Source organism: Thermodesulfomicrobium thermophilum DSM 16697 (assembly GCF_059568695.1).
On sequence record NZ_JCANTW010000014.1, the window covers coordinates 1 to 19,144 of the forward strand.

The 19,144-nt window shown below is 64.2% G+C and carries 10 protein-coding genes; all 10 read right to left on the reverse strand.

Translation table 11 applies throughout. From position 1 onward, the window contains the following. Positions 1 to 444: 444 nt before the first annotated feature. Genes cas2 through cas3g form a run of 10 tightly spaced genes read right to left on the reverse strand, consistent with a single transcriptional unit; the run spans position 445 to position 19,141 of the window. Positions 445 to 732 carry a CRISPR-associated endonuclease Cas2 gene (cas2, locus tag BR00_RS07330; protein ID WP_496476940.1) on the reverse strand — a complete coding sequence of 96 codons (288 nt, stop codon included), beginning with the start codon at positions 730 to 732 and terminating at the stop codon, positions 445 to 447. Between the two features lie 2 nt (positions 733 to 734). Then, entirely contained in the window at positions 735 to 2,423 is a 1,689-nt protein-coding gene (cas4g/cas1g, locus tag BR00_RS07335; RefSeq protein ID WP_496476941.1) for a CRISPR-associated endonuclease Cas4g/Cas1g, read from the reverse strand. Between the two features lie 24 nt (positions 2,424 to 2,447). Further along, positions 2,448 to 3,980: a type I-G CRISPR-associated protein Csb2 gene (gene csb2 / locus BR00_RS07340; RefSeq protein WP_496476942.1), complete on the reverse strand. Its 1,533-nt coding sequence runs from the start codon at positions 3,978 to 3,980 to the stop codon at positions 2,448 to 2,450. Further along, positions 3,977 to 5,131 (reverse strand): type I-G CRISPR-associated protein Cas7, encoded by a 1,155-nt coding sequence (locus BR00_RS07345; protein WP_496476943.1) that lies wholly within the window; start codon positions 5,129 to 5,131, stop codon positions 3,977 to 3,979. The genes csb2 and BR00_RS07345 overlap by 4 nt, the downstream gene beginning before the upstream one ends. Beyond that, the gene (cas8g1, locus tag BR00_RS07350; protein ID WP_496476944.1) at positions 5,124 to 7,355 is read right to left on the reverse strand and encodes a type I-G CRISPR-associated protein Cas8g1/Csx17; all 2,232 of its coding nucleotides are present in this window, start codon (positions 7,353 to 7,355) and stop codon (positions 5,124 to 5,126) included. The genes BR00_RS07345 and cas8g1 overlap by 8 nt, the downstream gene beginning before the upstream one ends. Then, a complete protein-coding gene (locus tag BR00_RS07355; protein WP_496476945.1) occupies positions 7,345 to 11,163 on the reverse strand; it encodes a TIGR03986 family type III CRISPR-associated RAMP protein in 3,819 nt (1,272 codons plus the stop codon). The genes cas8g1 and BR00_RS07355 overlap by 11 nt, the downstream gene beginning before the upstream one ends. A gap of 2 nt (positions 11,164 to 11,165) precedes the next feature. Further along, entirely contained in the window at positions 11,166 to 13,055 is a 1,890-nt protein-coding gene (locus tag BR00_RS07360) for a hypothetical protein (RefSeq protein ID WP_496476946.1), read from the reverse strand. Beyond that, on the reverse strand, positions 13,052 to 15,019 hold the full coding sequence (locus BR00_RS07365; RefSeq protein ID WP_496476947.1) for an RAMP superfamily CRISPR-associated protein: 1,968 nt from the start codon (positions 15,017 to 15,019) through the stop codon (positions 13,052 to 13,054). Before BR00_RS07365 ends, BR00_RS07360 begins: the two co-directional genes overlap by 4 nt. Continuing rightward, the gene (locus BR00_RS07370) at positions 15,012 to 16,538 is read right to left on the reverse strand and encodes a Cas10/Cmr2 second palm domain-containing protein (protein ID WP_496476948.1); all 1,527 of its coding nucleotides are present in this window, start codon (positions 16,536 to 16,538) and stop codon (positions 15,012 to 15,014) included. The genes BR00_RS07365 and BR00_RS07370 overlap by 8 nt, the downstream gene beginning before the upstream one ends. Beyond that, the gene (gene cas3g, locus BR00_RS07375; RefSeq protein ID WP_496477164.1) at positions 16,535 to 19,141 is read right to left on the reverse strand and encodes a type I-G CRISPR-associated helicase/endonuclease Cas3g; all 2,607 of its coding nucleotides are present in this window, start codon (positions 19,139 to 19,141) and stop codon (positions 16,535 to 16,537) included. The genes BR00_RS07370 and cas3g overlap by 4 nt, the downstream gene beginning before the upstream one ends. Positions 19,142 to 19,144 lie beyond the last annotated feature (3 nt).

A 19,144-nucleotide genomic window follows, 5' to 3' on the forward strand; every position in this document is an offset into this window, starting at 1 on the left:
CGTGGTCGAAAAGCTTGATGACGAGCTCATGGCGCTGGCGGACGGAGAGGCCTTTGTCCTTGTCCCCGTTGTCACGGGAAAATCTTCGGAAGAACCGGCTTCTGAGGAAAAATCGTTGGCAAGAGGGGCCCAGGAACGGGAGCAGACCTCCCCTGCGGCAGAATCCTCATGGCACTGGTATCTTCACCCTCGTGAACCCATAGCGAGGGCGATTCATAACCCCCAGGAGACAACTCCGGGGACTTGGTAGGGGAACAACAACCATTGGTGGAAACCATGACATTTTTATTGTCCCAAACCGTCCCAAAAAGGTGACATTTTCATTGGCTGTTTACAGCCGGAAAAAGCAATGAATTTTCAACTATTGAATTTTCAAAGATCTTTTTTGTGCGAGCGCCCCTTGGCGTAACGCCAGGCACCTTAGCCCTCGCAGCCTGGAGGCAGCTATATGATGGTGGGTTTCCGCTCAATGGGCTCGAATGTTTTGCCAATGCTGCTCACCTGGCTGCGGATGCCGTCAGCAGGGCCGAGGTCGATGACCAGGACGTGGTCTTCGTCGGCACGGATGGCTTGCTGGAGGTCGGCGCGCATCTGGATGGCTCGGGTACGGGAAAGTCGGCATTGGAAGACCGAAAGCTGGAGCCACTCTCCGTATCCGTTCATGAGGCGGAAGACCCGTCGCCAGCGTTTGGGGTTGGCCACATCGTAGGTCACGATGAAAAAGTGTTCCATATCTACCTCGTACGAAACTCGGGGTAGTTGGGGATTTCGCCGGTGAGAAAGCGGATGAGGAGTCGGGCTTGAACCTCCAAAAGCCGCCGGTAGCTGATGCGGTAGCCGAAGAGAGGATGGGTGACCTCTTGGGAGAGCCGGCGTTCGAATGTGGCGATAAAGCTTTTTCGGCCGCTTTCTGTCAGGGCGCATCCGCTGGCGGAAAACAGGAAGTCTTTGGCCTGCACCTCGCCGGTGTTGAGGGCGGTGATGGTGGCGGAGTCTGCGATGAGGGGACGCATGGGCTCCATCATGTCCAGGGCCAGGGCGGGCTTGCCGAACCGCGGCTGGTGGTAGAAGCCGCGGTAGGGGTCGAGGCCTACGGCAGCGAGGGTGATGTGCCATTGGCGGGTCAGCATGGCATACGCAAAGGAGAGCAGCGCATTGACCGGGTCGCGAGGTGGACGGCGGTTGCGGCCGGAGAAATCGAACGGCGGGGTGAGGGCGTCTTTGCGGAGCATGCGAGAGAAGTGCTGGAAATAGGTGCTCGCTGCGGTGCCCTCGATGCCGCGAAGGGCCTCGAGACTTCGGGCCCGTTGGGCGGCCTGGATGTCGTTGCGCAGGGAAGCCACAGCTTGGGCGGGGCCATCGGCATCGTCGTCCGCCCGCCAATTGCGGCGCAGCAAGGTGCGGCAATTGGCGATTTTTGCAGCCACCAGGCTCCGCGCCAGGCAGAGGCATGTGGCGGGGTCGAAACTTGCGCGGTACTGCGCGGCGCGCACGGCGGCGTTGCGGTGTCCAAGCCCTGAGGTGTGGCCCACGAACCACCCGCCATAGGTGTGCCATGAAACCGGAATTTCCCGCCGCATGAGCTCGTGGAGCAGTGGGGTGGACATGGCCGAGGCGCCAAAGAGCACCACGTGCGAGACTTCCCCCAGGCGGATCTCGGCCACGGTCTTTTTGTCTTCTTCCACGATGATGCGTTCCCCGTCCTTGCGCAGCCACGCCCGGGGAGACTGCACGTACACGGGAAGGGCCGACGGGTTGGCGGGGAAGATCGGCCGCGGCGGCTTTCCGCCTGTGGTGAGGAAGCGTACCTCGTCAGGCAGACAAATGCCCACCAGGGAGCACCGCGGGCATTTGGGACTGTCTTCCAGGGGCGGCGGGGGAGTTTCGGATGCGCTGAGCTCGCGGAGCCCCTGGATTGCCGCTTGGGTTTGCCTGACGAGGTCGTCGTCCAGCTCCACCCACACCCGCTCCCGGGAGCCGGCGTAATAGAGGATCCCCCGCTGGCATTGGTAGCCGTGCTCCTGCAAGAGGAGCCCCTGGGCGCACAGCTGAACGCGTTCGGGATCGTAGGCGCCCCGGGGCACGTGGGGACGTTTTCCCCGCTTGTAATCCACAGGGGTGGCCTCTTGGCCCTGGGCCTCCACCAGGTCCAGGCGGGCGATGATGCCCAGGGTTTCCGAAGCCAAGGTCAGGGAGCGGGCATGGATCGTTTCGTCCGCATCGGCGCTGGTGTCTTGGGGAAGTTCGCCGCGTTTCTGATCCACGCGGCGGTGGACGATGCGGCCTTCCACAGTGTCTGCCGAGTCCGCCCACTCTGCGTGCACCCATTCCAGGTATGCCAGCCGCGGGCAGTAGACGAACTCGTTCAGCATGCGGACAGGCAGGAGCTCCGGGGTCATGACGGGGGATATGGCAGCGGCCATGGCACCTCGTGGTGGAGAGCGGTTTTAGGTTTGTGGTAGCTCTGGAATTGGGCGGAAAAGCCCTAAGCCAAAGCTGCTCGAGTGCCCAAGGCGGATGGGACCAACGACTGCCTCGGTGAAGCGCAAGCGGACCATCTGACCCCGGCGGTCGCCAATGAATGCACGCTTGCTCGCCTCGCTGCGAGGCACGTGCACAGACACCCACTGGGGCGGGCCCACGAGCTCGACCTCCACATGGTGCGCAATCTCCCGCTGTTGGACTTCGCGCCGGATCTGTTCAGCTATGGACTCGCCCTCGCGCTCTTTGCCGCCGCGAAGGTGGTGGCGCGGCGGGACGTATGGCGTCACCGATTCCCAGACCACCGAGGATGCACCTCCGAATCCTGGGGGTGGTGGAACCGCCCCATCGAGCGGCACGAGCCGTACCTTCCATTGGTCGGAGTCTTGCCCTGGCGCTGCCCACGACAGGTCACGCGCGGCTGCGAGCAGAATCGCCTCTTGCTCATCGGTATCGAATGCGCGCGCACCACGCCACACGAGCAGGCGCGTGGGTTGATTGTCTTCGCACCACACGAAGAATTCGGTGTGCCGACGCGGCCCAGCGAAAGGATTGCCGTCAGCGTCTTTCCCGATCATGTCGGCCATTGCCGCGCGTACGTCGCGGCTGGCCTGTCTCCAGGATATCGACGCGCCAGCGGTCTTGAGGCGAAGCAATTCGCGGATCACGGCTCCTCGAAACCGTGACGTGATCCGGACGATGGCACGACGTTCCGGAGTCACGTTCCAGCCGATGGCGAATTGCATCAGGTGGCAGTCAGGTCGAGGCTGCGGCAGGCGCCGGCGCTCGCGGGCGGCAGGCCGCTCGGGCCGCACTGCGTAAAGCCACTGCGCGCCGGGAGGGGGTGTTCGTCTCACGGCATCGGGATTGTCGGTCGTGCGCTCGATGTCTTCGCGGGTGGCTTCCTTGAGCGGGACCAGCACAGGTACCGCGCCCGCGGAGCGCCTGTTAGCGAGTGTGCAATTGGGCTGCGGCATCTCGTCCCCCAACCCGACCACGCGAATACGCGTAAATGCTTCGGCACGCCCGAAGTAGGTCGTGCGCTCGAGACACCGGGCGAGCACCGCTTTCAGCTCGTCGTCCCAGTCATCGCCCTCGATGAACCACCAGACGGGCGAGTCGGGCGGGGCGCACCAGTAGTTGTCCTGCACGAGGCTGGTGCCGTAGCTACGCATTCCGGCCTTATTTGTGCCTGGCGGCCGCCAACCGAATTCGGTCGGGTGGTACTGCCGCAGTGGAGTGCCCCTCCGCGCCTGGGGCGGCAGATGGAACGCGTAGGTGCTCTTGCAGAGCGCTCTCTGCAGCTTTTCAAGCTGCGAGAGATCGAGCTTGCCTTTCGCTTCGCGCGCCCACTGGTACCAGCGCGCGGTCACGGCGCGCACCAGGCGCCACGGGCTGGGCGGCCATTCGCCGTGAGGATCGTCGAAAGGGTTCACGCGCCACGGCGTGGCGTGGAAGCGTCCCAGCGGGAATTCCTGGCAGAGGACGACAACGGTCATTCCTCGACCTCCTCTGATTCCTCGCGGTCGTCGGTCTTCTCGGTGTCAGCCTGACCTTCTCGGTACAATTCCTCTCGCGGCCAGAAGACGTCCGTGATGGGCTGTTCGGGAAACCCTGCCGCCTGGATGGCCGCCTGGATATCAACCTCAATCTCGACGTCCTGTGTGTCGCTCTTGAGCGAGGTACATCGGAGGTGGCAACCGGAGCGGAAGCGGAAGGGCCGCTCAAGAAGCTTCCGGACCTTCCACAGCGCCAGCGCAATGAGGAATTCCTGCTGCTTTTCCGAGAGGCCGAGCACTTTCCCATCCTTTATGCGCCCAAAAGAGCGGATGAGGCTGACGTCAAGCACGAACGTTGCGCGGATGGACTCGGCGGTCGCATCATCGACCGCAAAGATCGGCTGCCCGGATGTCGTTTTGCCGAGCCGATCGAACTTCACGCCCGAGCGATCCACACGACCGGCACCGAAGGCTTCGAGGTGCGCCGTGAGCGCACGCGGGATCTTGATCTGCCACTGCGGGAACAGAACGCCGTGGACGAGTGAGTTCGGGTCAAGCTCGAAGATGGTTTTGAACACGTTCCACCATTTCTCGGCTGGGGGATGGGCTGCCTTGCTTTCAGGCGTTGGTCTAATGCTGAACTTTCCGTCGGCAGCCAGTTCATCGCCAAAGCTGATCTCGCTGACAACGCCATCGTCGCCTACGCGCTGGCCGCCCTTGTCATCCCACTTACCAGACTTCTTGTTGCGAGCCCCGAGAAAGTAGGTTGAGGCAATGCGGTGCCCCTCAGTAAGGCTGGTAACGACCGTCTCGCGTTTGTCGCTGGTGAGCTTGCCATCGACGAGATCGCCCGTGACGCAGCGAAGGTAGGGCATCCCGCTCAGCTCATCGACGAGGTCGAGATCATGCGCGCCGCGCATACACACTGACTCGAGGTGGTTGGCCATGCTCGCCGCGCTGTCGACGATGCAGACGTTTTCGGTGCTGCCGTCCTTGCGCGGGGCCTTGTAGATGACGTGGCCAATCTCCGGGAATCCGGCGGGTTGGAACCGGTCGCTACCGATGGGCTCCAGTGTCGCGGTCAGGACGAGCGGCGATTCGCCTTGCAGGACGTCAGCTGGCGTGAGTTCCTTCTTTGGTGCTTCATTCATGTGCTTTTCCTCCTTGTGGCCGGCGTCGGGGACGAAGCCAGCGGGTGAACAGGGTAGTTCGTTCGCGATTTGAAAGCGGGATCAATAGGGCCGCAGCGAGTCGGTCGGGGTGGTGCATAGCGAATGATACATCAAACGTAGCGATCCTCGCGCCGGCCATTGCGTAGCGGCTGGTCGCGATCCTGAACACACCGTCGAAGTTGCCAGCGCGGATGAGCGCGACGAGCGAGCGAGCGGTCTCTGTAGTCCGGGCGCCTGTCTCCTCCGCGAGCAGATCGTCCGGAGACAGATCCCGGATAATCAAGGGGCGCCGGTCGATGAGCGGCTGAAGGAGCCCGAGCAAGGCCATCTCGCCATCAATGGCGTGCGTGCTGTCATGCCTGGACACGAGCGCGCCAACCTCTGGCGGAACCTTTCTCCAGTCGAAAAGCGCAAGCCTCGAAAGCCAGGCCGATAACAGTGACTCGTCGAGATCACCGGCAAGCCACTGTCGAATCTGAGCCGCCGTCGCTGGAAGGGGCGCACGGCCTCGGGGTCGCTGCGTCGCAGTCGTATCGCGTCGGGCTTCTTCCAGGAGCCGACGCCACAGAACCTCGGCGAGCACCCGCGTAAGTTCCCCTGGCCTCCATACCCAACGCGCTGGAGCGACCTTGGAGTGCTCGAACCATCTTGGCTGGGTCGTCCAGTCGTACTCGTACTTGCCGTTCTGCTCGCGGGCCCACTCCACGCCAAAGCGGAATGCCGCAAACGGCAGACTCGTTGGAAAAGCCGACACGAGTGCCAGAGCGAGCCGTGCTTCGACACCCGGCTGTTCATCAGCAAACAGCGAAGGCAGCCACGCGAGCGGCAGCGGCTCCCAGCGGACCTTGCCCTCGCGAAAACTTCGGTTGCGGTCGATGCGATCGAGCGCGCGGACCACCGCGTCGAGCAGGGCGATGCCCGCTTCCGGGCTATTGGGCCGGGCCGCGACGTCGAGAAGTGCGGCCTCGATGGGCCCACGAAGGCCCACGAAGCGTTTGCCATCTTGTGGAAAGCCTCGCTGCTCGATCAAAGCGGTAACGCGATCTAGCGTTCTAGCCAGCGCTGACGCGTCCGCCGAGCCCTCAGTCGGGCTTGCGACCGTACCTTCGAAACGAGGTTCTACATAATCGGGTGCGGTTGTCCATCCGAGAACGAAACGGCGGAACTCTGCCACACCGGCGTCTACTCCGCGTTGGAGGACAGCGCTCGCGAACGCCGCCGGTGTCTGCGCTGCCCGATCCCCAAGCTCCGCACGACCACGGCGAAAAAGGGTCCTGGCCTCGGGAACCGTCATCGGACGCGTCCAAATGGGTGCCCAAAACTCAGCGCTATCTCGGTTCGCTTGTCCACTGGAGCTTGCAGCGGCGCCGCGCGTGACAAAAGGGAAAGCGCCGACACCTTTCCTCGCTCCGAGTCGGCGTGACGGACCGCCAGACAAGAACACAATGCCTTCGCAGGCCAAAACCATCAGCCACGGGGACAAGAAGCCGTCACGGTAGGCCCTCTGCCCATTGTTGTACTGCTTGTTGGCATGGCTGAACCACGAAGCGGCGTTCAGGTCTTTCTTCAACCACGAGAGAGGAGCGCCCTGAAGAAGTGCCTCCAGTTCACCGCGCTTCCGCAGCCTCTCGTTAATGGCCGATTCGGAATCCAAATTTTCGCGGGCTGCCTTCTTGGCTGGCATCTCGTTCTTGCCTGGCTTTGATGGCTTCGGTGGTGCAAGCAAGTCGGTAGCGCGCTTCCATCCCTCCGCGAAGTCCCGCTGACCGATCTTTCCTGCTTTGCCAAGAATGGGATTCATTGAGCGTCCCGCGCCATGCGGCACGACATGGGCGGCAAACCCATCGAGGACCTGCTCCTCAGCTTGAGCCTGCCAGAGGGCGAAGGGCACTCCGCTTGTTGCCTTGACCTTGGGATTCTGACTCTGCGCGAGTTTGCTGCTCGCTGCCTGGGCGTCCTTCCACTCACGACCGTACGGCGTCCACGCGCGGTTAGTCGCGACTCGCACTAACTCGTCGAGCAGTTCATCAAGCGTCGTCGGACCGCCGACTACCTGCAGCACTTCGCCTCGCCACGCGATGCGCGTGCCGGGCCACCTTCGGGACAGCACGCGCAAGAGACCAAGGGAGGCGAGGTAGTTGCCGAGGCTGTCGGGCGACAGGCCGGGCAGTGCCAGTACTGGGAGGCGAAGCTCAGCGGTCATCGCATACCTCCGACGACCATGCACGGCCCCTTCGGCTGTCCTCCGCCGATGGAGCACGGAGCCGGAGTCGAATCTCAGCCAAGAGGTTCGCGAGCAGATCCTGGGAATTTTCCTCGCCCAACTCCCTCAGAACGTCCTGGACCAGGGGCTGGCTCAGGAACTGGTCGGTGTCCGACCACAGCTTGGCCTTCTGCATGCGAGTACGCGCATTCTCCATCAGCGTGGGTGTAGGCTCGTTGTGGGCGACGTCGTTGCGGAGGGCCTTCACCTGATTTATGGCATCGGTCAGTTTCTTGAGCGGATCGCTCTTCACATAGTCACGGGCGAACCGACCGGCACCGCTCTCGTGGAACCAGTACCACGCCTGACCGTCGGAGCGTGACTTTTGCTCGAACGGGCAATTCAGGTCGTCATTGTCCCCATCACGAAGGAGCGTGCCGGTCGGAGCGACCGCACCAGCTTTCAGTTTCAAAAAACGAGCGTCGTTCGGATCGCGCTCGAAGTGTTCGAGCAAATGATCCCAGAGCGCGGACTCGAAAAATGCGACGGTGCCATGAACCGCCCGTGGAATGTCGCCCGCGCGGAGTGCCAGCTCGACACGCAACGCCGCTCGCACCGCCATGCGCCGGTGGCCGAGAACGGCAAGGCCCGAGTCCTGCGGCAATGGGGGCTCGAACGGCAACGACGATGCAAACTGCGAAAGCCATTTGATGACCTGCGTCCATTCCTGACCGGGCGTGCCTTCAAGGTGGCTGACAGCACCCCACGCGCCGAGGAGGTTCCCCTTCTCGACGAGCGAGAGGGCGTGCCAGCGGGCGCGGTAGCCCGCCGCCGGGTGGAACTTCTCCTCGACAGCGCGGTCGTCCTTCTCGCCGTTTTTCCCATCGGGCACTTCGAGCACGGCGGCCGTCGGCCCGCCGATGCAGTGCAGACGCACCAGTTCGTTGATGAGCTCGTTGGCGGCTGCTAAACCGCCCGTTGTTGCCACGAACACGCGGTCGCCTTTCTCCAGACCAGCAGTCGCATCGGCAATGGCATCCGAAAGCGTCGCCACGACCGAACGCCGAACGACCGCATCGAAATCGTTCGACGTGTCTTCGAGGTGTTCTTTGTCTGTAAGAAACGCTAAACGCGTCACGTGCTCTACGCCGCGATCGCGAAGGCGGCGTTCCATGAACTCCCCGGTGTGACGTGGATCCGATGGATACTCGCGCTGGGTTTCCAGGATCAGTACCGAAGTGGGCAGGTTGGGCGCGATATGCGCGAGGACGGCGTCGAGCTTCGGCGTGCAGAGTACAAGGTCGCCATCGGGCAACTCGTTGATGGGGTCTCCACTCCGGCTCGGCGGTGTATCCACCACGGTCCACGAGCGCTCCTTGATGGCGTCGTGCAAGGTACCGCAAGTCTTGCCGTCGAGCTTGTGGCGCTGGCCGTCTTTGACGAACTGCACGTCGGTCTGGCCTGTTGTCATGATGAGTAGTGTTCTCATTTTGTATCGCCGGTTACGCGAGTGCTCGGCGCGCAATCGCGTGTGGTACGTGTAGATGTTCTCGTTACCCGCGGCTCGCGGGTAGTCGGCGGCGTCCGGGTGGTTGCGCCGGTGGATGGCGAGCCACTCGTCCTGCGTTGCGGTTTTCCGGTGGTGCTTCGCCGCCCAGTCCGAGAGGTTCGCTTCGGGCTTCAAGGTCGGCACTTCACTAGCTTCGTCGAGCAACAGGAGTTGCTTGGCCTCGATGTGCACGCTGCCCCAGCCGAGCGGGCGCGCGTAGCCGAGCTTCGAGCAGTAGCCGTCTTGGTGCGTGCCGCCGAGCACACCCTTGAACTGGTCTGGGCACAATGCCACGAGAATCGCGGCCAGTTCGGTCGGGTCGAGGTCGCGGAAACGCACAGTGAAGCGGAACTTTCGCCCCGGCTTCGATGCCTCGAGCGCGAGCGTGCTGCGGTCGTTCTGCCGATTCGCGTCGGAGTGATCAGCGGCCGGTCCTGGCACAAGCCCTTTCCCGTCCGGTCCATACGCGTCTTTGCGGTCGAGATAGAACTTGCGGCCTGCGAGCTCGCCGGGCGTGTCGTAGCCGGCGGCGTCACCGTAGGTCACGAGTGTGGCGTTGTCCGAGGGCCGCGGGCGCGGATGGTACGGCTGCTTCAGGTAGTGCTCGACCGCACTTGGCCTGGGCATGCCGAGTTCCTTGAGGAAGGTCGGCTTCAGGAAGCGACCGTCGTCGGAGTCGTTCTCGCCGACCACTTCCAGCGCCGCGTTAACAAAAACGCGGCCCATGAACTGCGCGTGGTCGCCCGTGCCGATGCCCGCGCTGCCTTCGTTGTCGCCCGTGTAACCGAAGAGCCGCCGTACCCATGACAGCTCCTTGGGCGGTCGGTGCTTGTCCCCCTTGTTTCCATCGAGGCTGCGTTCGGCCTCAAGCGGGAAGAGGCCATGCCGTTCGAGCTTGCCTCCCGTCTTGCGAACGGTATCGGTGTAGGCCCATCGGTAGTAGTAGTGCCAGCCGAGCGAGACGATGCACTTCTTCTCCGTGTCCCACTCGACCCAGATGAGATCGCCGGGCTGGAAGACCTCTTCTTGCGCGGCTTTCAGGATGCGTGATCGGGCCGCATCGCCGGTAACGACCTTGGGCACATCGGGATGGCGCTCACTGAAGTGTCCGCTCGCCTCGTTGATGAGGTGACGAATCGTCGCGAGGTAGCCATCTTGAACCGCCGGCGAGAGCGTAGCCGTCTCGGTCGGCGGACTCGGATTCACCGTAAGCTTCTTGTGGAGGTTTCGCTTGGAGTTGAGCTTCTCGCCCGCGCCCTGTCCGCCTCGGTAGGTGGCGCCGCTCACATCGTCAAAGCGGTAGTAGTTGGTGTGTAATTTTCCCCTCTTGTCGTAGCGGAGCTCGGTCGAAAGTAGTTCGAGTTTGGTCGGTACGCGAACCTGCGTGTTTTCGTCGAGCGCTTTCATCACGACCCCGTCGTGCGGCACGCGCGCAATACGCGCAATGAGCCTCGGGTTCGGCTGGTTCGGGAAAAGCGCGTTCGGTCGATAGGAGTACGAGCGCTCCGCGACGTGTTCCATCGGAGCGCCGAGCAGCGCGCCGAGCTCATGGCGCAAGAGTCCCTTCAGTGAATCGCCGGGGATGATGACGGGCCGCTTGCCCCACGGTGCGCGCAGCGGGCAGAGCACCGACTTGTGGTTGGCCAACTGTCCAACGCCATCGAGATGCGTGGGAACCGGCCAGTCGCTTTCGTTATCTCCGACTTGACCCCGTTCCCAGCCGACGAGCAGCGGCGTCAGCGTCTCGAGCTCGAAGCGGATCTCACCCGAAAGGCGGCCCGCGCTGCTCGTGCCGTCGTGCCAGATGGGCGGAGCGGTGACGAAGTCCTTCGGGAGCGAGACGAAGCCATAGGGCTTGCCGGGGAGCGGTTGCGCTGTGCTCACTGAGCCTTGTTGCGGCCCCTGTCGTGGGCGTTGCTGCTCACGGCTCCGCTGTGGATGGCTCCCTCGCTGCTGCTGGTATCTGCCCTCCCGAGGCTGCTGCGGCGCAGGTTTCGGTGCGGCAGGTGCTGCGACGGCTGTATCACCACCTTCGATGACTTCGAGCCCGGCGGATTGAAGCTTCGCGCGCACCTGTTCGATGTGCGCATCCTTCGATGCACAGATAATGAACTCAGCGGCGACATTGGTAGCGATGATGTCGAGATGCGGCATCCCGAGTTGGTTGCTTCTCAGTTTGTTGAGCGCACTCTGGTCGCGCGGGTTGCCGTCGAGCGTGCGAACACGAATACGGTGCGGTTTGTCGGGTTTTTCTGGCATGCCTACTGCACCTCGTCGATTGTGAATCCGAGCACATCACCACCCACGTGCCACTCGCGCAAAAGTAAAGCGGCTTGCCCGGTGTTCACGGACGAAAACCGCCGGAATCCGTGCAACCGCGCGGGCGTGTAGATCACGCGCGCCTGCTTCGCGTCTTCTGCCTCAACGTCGAGCTCTTCGATGAGTACGAAGCGCGCGCCGCTCGCCGTGCGCACGGCGCGCCAGACCGCGCGCTCGGCGTAAAAGGCAACCTCGTCGACCTGGAGTTGGTTTTCATCGCCTGGCCACGTACGTCCGAACGTCTCGGGCGGCTTCGGCAAAGCGAGATCGATGGTCGGATCGCACCACCACGCGACGAGCTGACCGCCGAGCGCTCCCTTCGCAAGCTTCGCGGCTGCTCCAAGCGTGAGCGGTTCGGTGACCGCACCTGTCTTCGTTCGCACCCACGCATCGGTGTCGGCGGGGCGATCGATGAATCTGCGCTCCGAGCGTGATCCGTCCGTCTTGTGTTCTTCGGGCTCCTCCGCTGGTGACCAGTCCCGCGCCTTCGTCACGTCATCGACGACCCACGGCCTTGCCTGCCAGTGTCCCCACCCGGCACCGCGCGTCTTGTGACCGCCGATCGGCAAGTGGCCGCGCGCGCCGAGCTCGACCTGACGGTCGATGAGCTTGACGAGCGGTTCCACTTCCTCCGGTGTCGCCCCTTCGACGACGATGCGCACGGGGAACACGCCCTTGAGCAGCCGCACCGCGTCGCGCTTGGCGCTGCCGTAGGAGCCTGCGGAAAACTCGTCCTCCGCGTGCATGTGCAGCTTCGCCGCCGCCCACTCTTTTTCGGCGCGTGCGTCGCGGATCAGGATGCGACTGCTTGTGCTGACGGTGCCGAACACTTTCCCGGCGGGGTCGTCCTGACCGACGTCTCCTTGGACAAGATGCGGGTCCTGCACGTCACGGCCGGCTGCGCGTTCCAGGCGTGAGAAGGCGTGACGCAGCGGCCCGCGCACGCTCGCACCGGGGAGCAGCGGCCGAGGCCCATCCATCAGCAGCGCGCGGTCGGTGCTCAGCGCGTCAGGCATGGCCGCGTTCGTCGCCCACGCGGGTCTGGCCCACTCGCCATCCCCTGCGGGCTGTAGCGCGCGTTCCATGTCGTGCGAACTAACGGCGAACATGTCGAGCCCCCACGCCGCATCGTCTGGATCAGGCTTATATTCTCCAAAGGCAATGTCCACATCGAGCGTCCGAAAGCACCACGAGCGCGTCGGCGTGACGGTGGGCACGGCTGCCAGCGGCGCGGGCAGCGTCTTGCGGCCGGAAACGACCCACGCTTCATAGGCTTCCGCGTCGAGACGATAGACCTTCAAGTCCTCAATGTGGCACCAGCCGAGCCCGCGCGCAACACCCCCGCCAAGCCAGCAGCGCCCCTTGGCCCAGTGCTCGGCGAGCACGTAACCGAGGATGCCTTCGGCCTCTGTGAACTCTTCGTCATCGAGCGCGAAGGAGCGATCGACGCGAAAGCTGAGCTCCCATTTCGTTCCCGCCGGCATGACCTCGCGGTCATACAGCACGCCGCCCGCGCGTGCGCCGGTCCTGTGGCGAATGCCCACACCTGCGCGAACGCCCGGCACGCTTGTCGTCGTCGCATCGGCAAACTCCCAGGCCGAACGGCGCAGCGCGCCGTGTTGGATGTCGTCCGAGACGGCGCGCTGCAGCGGGTCGAAGAAGCGGCGGGCCATCGCGACGGCCGCGCCCTTGAGCCCACGTCCGACGAGCGTCGGCACGCCGTCAACGAGCGCGAAAGGCTGGTCGGCGCTGGTCTCGCGATCGAGGCCAGACACCGAAAGCGCCGAGTCCTGCACGAGTGTGGCGGTAAACAGCGTGAGCTTCGTGGTCATAGTGCCCCCTGAGTCTTCTCGCGCGCCTCGGCCCGCAACCACCGCACGAAGAAGCGCGCGTAGAGGCTTCTTTCGGACGCTTGGACTCGGCTCAGTTTGTCCAGCACCGCCCTCGCGTCCTTGTGCTTCCAGCTCCTGCCGCCCGCGGTCTTCGGGTCGAGGCGGCTCGAAAGTGCATTGTGGTCGCCGCGCTCCAGCTCGCCGACCAGGTCAAGCCACTGCGAGAGGCTCGGTTTGCGGTCGCTCGCGCCGCCAGGCTCGGCAAGCGATCGGTGCGCCTTGAACCACTGCTGCGTCGTCGCCGCGATGGCTTCTTCGGGCACGTCGGCGGGCGGCTTCGGCGGCGTGCTCGTCACGGCGTTGTTGGTGATGCCCGGCAGCGAGGTATCGATGCGGAAGCGCCCGAAACCCTCGTGCGTGCGCTCGCCGAGCCATTGGCCCTGCGCCGCGCGTTCGACGAGTCTCGGCACGCCTGCGCCCGAGATGGCGAACACCGACCCGCGCCGAATCGCCGCGGCGGGCATGCGCCAGAGCCGCGAGGTACCGTTGAAGCCGTGGACCATCACGCTGTCCTGCAGCGACTTGTGCACGTGAACATCGTCACCGAGCAAGGCTTTGAGCGCCGGTGCGTCGAGCGCGGTGCACCAGCGCAGGAGCTCATCGCGCACCAAAAGGTCCGACGTGAGAATGAGCAGCGCCTCGGCGTTCGTTTTTACCTCGGCAATGCGTGCTTCGCCACACCAGGCACTGGCGGCTACTTCGACGGGTGCACCTGCGCGGCCCACGCGCAGCCAGCGTCTGCCTTCGAGCACAGCGGCAAGCTTCTCGGCGAGCTGCTTCATGTGCTCCGCCGGGCCGCGCAGCTCTGCAAGAAAGTGCGTCTCCTCGACGATCTGTTCGATCGCGAAGAGCGAGGCGTCGGCCTGCCTGGGATCGGGCCTGCCGTTGCGCAGCCGCACCCGACGCGCGGGGCGGAAGGTCGTCCACGCTGCGTTCGCACTCTCGCGGAACACGAAGAGGTCGTCCTCGGGGCGCTTCAGCTTCGGCTTGCCGTCGCCCTGATGTTGCCACGCATCGAGCCGCTTCGTCGGTGCGCTCGGCAGCGCCCACCAGGGCACATCACCGGCCGAGCCCGTCGGCTTCTCGCTCTGGAGCGAGAGCGGCGCGGGCAATACCTCGACGTCGTCGAGCTTCGACGGCGCGTGCGGCAGCGGCAGGGCGTCGCTCACTGAGATCTTCCCCGATGTGAGCAGCGAGGCCGCCTCGCGATCGTCTTCGGCGATCAGCCACGCGGCGATGGCGCCGAGCAGCGTGCGGCCCGGCACGAAGGCGAGGCTGGGAATGAGGTTGTCCGGCGTCGCCGTGGCGGTGATGCAGAGCGGGTCGCGGTTTTTCAGCAGCAGCACGAGGCGGCCCGTGGCCGTCCCGACTTTTCTTGCTGGGCTCGCGGCATCGGACAGCGTGAGCTTCACCCGTCCCGCGCCGGTGGAGCGGCCAGTGCCGAGGGCATCGACCTCCTGCACCAGCCGCTTCAGCGTCTCCTGCTGGCTCGCGGGCAACTCGACCTCGCCGACGAACTGCGTCCCTTTCGGCACGTACTCGATGACGCGCAGCGTGTCGTCCTTCGGCGCCCGGTTGTCGAAGGACGCGCGCGCCGTCGCTCGCCAGATGTGGCTCTCGGGGTTGTTGTTCGTGTAAAGCGAGGTGAAGACCGCGTGCTGGCGATCGCCTCGTGCATCGTCGCCGCAGCCACGGCCGAAGAACGCCTCCGCCTCGGGGTCGCCACGGAGGCGCCGCGCCGCATCGCGCAGCACGCCTTCGACGTGCGAGGCCCAGATGACGGGGCGACCGTGCCGATCGCGCGCGACGAGGGCGTCGATGCCGCCGCCACCGGAGCCCGAGCCCAGGTGCGCGTCCGAGAGGAGTTCGGCGGTGAGCGTCTGACGGACCCACGGTTCAGACATGTGCAACCTCCTTTTCGGTGGCCGCGTTCGCGACGTCCCTCGGATCGGCGCGGCGACCGAGCCGACCGATCTCGGCGACCTCGACCAGATCGAGCAACGGGGTGATCCATGCGCCACCCGCGCGGCGCCAGGGCTGCGTCACGCCGGCCTCGGCGAGTGCCTCCTTCGCCGCTGGTGACAGCTCGGCGAAGGCGAGCTCCGCGAGCGCGCGCCCGCGTGGAAGCTGATCGGCCAGGTAGCGAAACTGCGAGCGTGGGGCGTGCTCAATCTTCTTCGCACCTTTCACGAGCCCTTGCAGCGAGTCCAGTCCTTGGCCAAGCACATCGAGGGGCCGCTGCGAGAGCACGCACAGCTCACTCTTGCCGCCACGCAGCCAGTCGCGCCGACGGACCTCGTCAGGGTCATCGACCCACGCGGTCGTGAACACGGCCCAGTCGACCACGGAGCACTTCTTGTCGGCATCGAGCCCACGGTAACGGCGCTTCGCGGAGCTCGCGAGGCGTTCGGCGACCTCGTGCAGCCGGTGGATGGGGATGGTGTGCTTGGCGGTGACGACGCCGATGCCGAGCGTCAGTTTGAAGCCGTCGTCATGCTGCTGCAGGGCGTCGAGCGCTTCACAGAGACACACGACGAAGGGCAGCGCGGTCTCGGCGCGCGCCACGAGCAAGAGGTCGTCGCCGCCGAGCATCAGCGGGACGAGGGGCGCCTGGCCCTGGTCGGGGCAATGGGCGTCGATGGCCTTCTGTAGGGCGCGCCGGAGGAGCACGCGGTTCCGGTGAAAAAATGCGGCGCGTGCGCTGTCCGACATGCCCGTGCCGAGGCCGCTGCCCACGCCGTTGCCGTCGGCGTGGATCAGCGCGAGGTAGCCGTTGCCTACAAGCTCCTGCAGTTCTTGCGGACGGTCCAGCGTCTTGAGCTTCGTCTTCGCGCTCAACAGAGTCGCGATGTCCTTCGTCTTCCAGTCTGCTGCGCGCTTCGCGGCCTCGTGCCGCCGGGCGACATCGAGCGAGACAGCAGGGCGGTCGTTGCCCTGCTCGACGATGGCCGAGGCGAGCCCGCGCCCGGTCCATTCGCAAGGCGCAAGCACGGGCAGCTCGGTCGAGAGGTGAACGCCGCTCTTCGAGAGCAGCTTCCCGTCTATCGAGATTTGGAATCGAAGCCCGGAGAGCTTCGCGCGAAGAAGTTGTGCGGCAGCGTCGCAGAACGCCTCCGCACCACTCACGAAGTGCGCCTCGAAGTGCCCGCCGTCGCGTGAGAGGATGCCCTCCCGCGCGTAAGCGGCGGGATCGTCATGCTCATTGAGCGGGTCGCTCTCGTCGGCGCGGGGGTACCCCTCGTGTTGGCGAGCAAGCTGCCAGCCGCGACCCGTCTTGCGTGCCAGGTTCGGCAGCGCGACGCGCAGCGTCTCACCCAGCAGCGCGTTGGCACCAACCATCGCCCGCAATCGAGGCACGGAGAAGAGCCACGTTTGCACACGCAAGAACTCGATATGGACTCGTTGGGTAGTAGGGTCACTCATAGCGTTGCTCCCTTATCGATGGGACGATCACCTCGCACATCGCTTGGTTTCATGCTCGCACTCGGGCACTCACTCGCCCGCCAGTCCGCGATGCGCACGAGTGCTTCCAGATACGCGAGGGCGAAGGGGCCGAGATGCCGCGGTTCTTCCTCTGGCACCGCGCCGGCTTCGCTCGTCTCTTCCGGCCGCCACGGGCCGAGCAGATCGGCAACAAGGCCGGTCCAGCCTGGCCCGGTCATCACGAACGCGTCACTCTCCCACCATCCCGCAGCGCCGTCTTTGGCGATCGTGAAGTCGAGCGGCCAGTGATCATTGCCGATGACGAGTTCATTTGGCTCGCTCCGTACGCCGAAGGCGTCATCGCCTTCGTCCGTCGTTGAGCGCATCACCGTGCGCACCTTTCCGTGGTGCGCGGCCGCCAGGTAGACTGCGAGCGCCGGATACGGTTTCGTCGCGCTGTTCTGGTACTTGTGCCACATCGCTAGAGCGGAGGCGGCTTCGTGGCGAAGCCCGGGACGGAACTGAAGATGGCCTACCCAGCGAACACCGGAGACAGCGCGCAGAGACTTCAGTTCGGTTTCGCTGAGCTTGCTGTCGACAGCCCACCGCAGACGAACGACATTCTCACGACCGCGCTGACGGGCTTCATCCGGAAGCGAATACGCTTCTGGCCGCAGTTTGGCGAACTCTGCGCGGACAGCGCTTGGATCCCCCATCACATCGGCAGCGACGACCCGCGGGCTTTTCGCGAGCAGCGCACCGGGGATGCCGGACCGGTCGGGCAACGCACCTTGCCACTGCGGATGCGCCTTGCCGAGATCGTGCAGGCCCGCTGCTTCGACGACGGCACGCTGCAGGTCACCCGTGAGCGAGAGCGCGTTGCACAGGTTCTCGGCCTCCCGGCTCGCGTCCGCGAGGTGGTTTTCGAGCTTCGACCAATAGCCGATTTCGGTCCACGCATCGTCGCGCAGGGCTTCTCCGCGCCCGGCGCGCGGTACTTCGGGGAGCACGTCCGACGTATCGCCCGTCCATCCTTCCGTTTCTTTGTAGCCGCCAACATCGCGCTTGAGCATCACAAGCATGCCTGGGCGGATGTCCCGCGGGCTCACTTGTTCCCAACACTCCGCCTCCTCGTCCCACAGCCACGCCTTGGCATTGGACTTCTCGAGCATTTCCTGGACGCGCGTGAAGGAAACCGGGCAAAACTCTTTCGTGGGCTGCAGCAACGGGCCGTCGAGATCCTCGCCGCGCGGCGGGCTGTCGCCGGGCCAGTCACGCCAGAACACCGTCACATCGAGGTCGGGATCGGTGCCGCGCACGAAAGCGCTGATGTCGGTGAATCCACCGTGGACGTCACGCTCAGTGGAGAAAAGCCCATGGACATCAAGCGCGCGAGGCAGCGGGCTCGGCATTGGTTGGAGTGCCTTGGTCACTTCCTTCTGCTTATTCGTGCTCAGCCGAGCGATGGCGTCCGAGAACGCCTCTCTTTGAGAGAGAGGGATGAAATCATCGACGAGATTCTTAGCGCGATCGATATCTGTGGCTTCGTACGGCCCGATGCGCTCGACCTTCTTGTTTCCGCCTTCCTTCGGCGTCTCCCAGACCCAAGCCTGAGCGTCCTGATCGTTGCCCTTTCGATTCAATCGACCCAGGCGCTGCAGCATGGATGGCCACGGCGCGAGTTCGGTGAACAGACGATGCGCCGAAATATCTATGCCTGCTTCGATGACCTGCGTACTCACGCAGATGAGACCGGGATCGTCCTTCGGAAGCTTGCCCGCCTTGCGTCGGGCGTCGAAGTCGAGGAGACGTTGCTCGTGACGTGTACGGTCCTCGCTTCGGAATCTCGACGTGAGGAGCACTTTGTGCTCGATCGACGACAATGCCTGGAACACGGAGCGTGCCATATCGACCGTATTGCAAATGACGAGTGTGAGCGTACCCGGCACATGCTCCGCCTGCACGGAGGCGGCGATGGCGTCCGGCGTGACGGACGTCGCTGCAGCCGCCTTTGCTGTGCTGCTCTTCTTGCTTTTACCGGTTGGTTGCCACCACGCGAGCGGGCGCTTCGCTTCTCTCCACCACTGGAGTAGTTCGTCGTCTCCCAGCGCGACTTTGAGTTTGTCTTCGAGAGATGTCTGCTCGGTCGATGGACCGGCGAGTTTATCACGTGCTCTATCCGTAGTATTGAGGAACGATGTGTCCACAGTGGCGCTCATCCACGTTGTCAGGCACGGTTTCAAGGATGGAAAACGTTTACGCCGCATCCAGTCGAGCTGCGCTGTCGTCCATAGCCCCGGCCCCATGAGTTGGACTTCGTCGATAATCCATCGGCAGTCGTTGTTGAGAAGCCCGAAGTGAACCGGCCAATCGAAGCGGCTCATCGCATAGCCGCGGTTCAGAGCGCGTGAAAGCAATTGGTCCTGCGTGCCGACGAGCACCCATGGGCTATCAGGGCGTTTGGCCCATTCATCATCAATGGAGCCGCCCATGAGTTGATATACTTCGGCGTTGATACAGGGATTCTTGCTAAAGTACGTCTTCAACCGTTGCACGGTTTGGGTGACAAGGCTACGCGTGGGGAGACAGTAGACAAGGTGCAGCGG

Excerpts from the sequence above, each read along its gene's own strand:
- cas2 (WP_496476940.1), bottom strand. The coding sequence starts at position 732 with ATGGAACACTTTTTCATCGTGACCTACGATGTGGCCAACCCCAAACGC.
- cas4g/cas1g (WP_496476941.1), bottom strand. The coding sequence starts at position 2,423 with ATGGCCGCTGCCATATCCCCCGTCATGACCCCGGAGCTCCTGCCTGTC.
- csb2 (WP_496476942.1), bottom strand. The coding sequence starts at position 3,980 with ATGACCGTTGTCGTCCTCTGCCAGGAATTCCCGCTGGGACGCTTCCAC.
- BR00_RS07345 (WP_496476943.1), bottom strand. The coding sequence starts at position 5,131 with ATGAATGAAGCACCAAAGAAGGAACTCACGCCAGCTGACGTCCTGCAA.
- cas8g1 (WP_496476944.1), bottom strand. The coding sequence starts at position 7,355 with ATGACCGCTGAGCTTCGCCTCCCAGTACTGGCACTGCCCGGCCTGTCG.
- BR00_RS07355 (WP_496476945.1), bottom strand. The coding sequence starts at position 11,163 with ATGCCAGAAAAACCCGACAAACCGCACCGTATTCGTGTTCGCACGCTC.
- BR00_RS07360 (WP_496476946.1), bottom strand. The coding sequence starts at position 13,055 with ATGACCACGAAGCTCACGCTGTTTACCGCCACACTCGTGCAGGACTCG.
- BR00_RS07365 (WP_496476947.1), bottom strand. The coding sequence starts at position 15,019 with ATGTCTGAACCGTGGGTCCGTCAGACGCTCACCGCCGAACTCCTCTCG.
- BR00_RS07370 (WP_496476948.1), bottom strand. The coding sequence starts at position 16,538 with ATGAGTGACCCTACTACCCAACGAGTCCATATCGAGTTCTTGCGTGTG.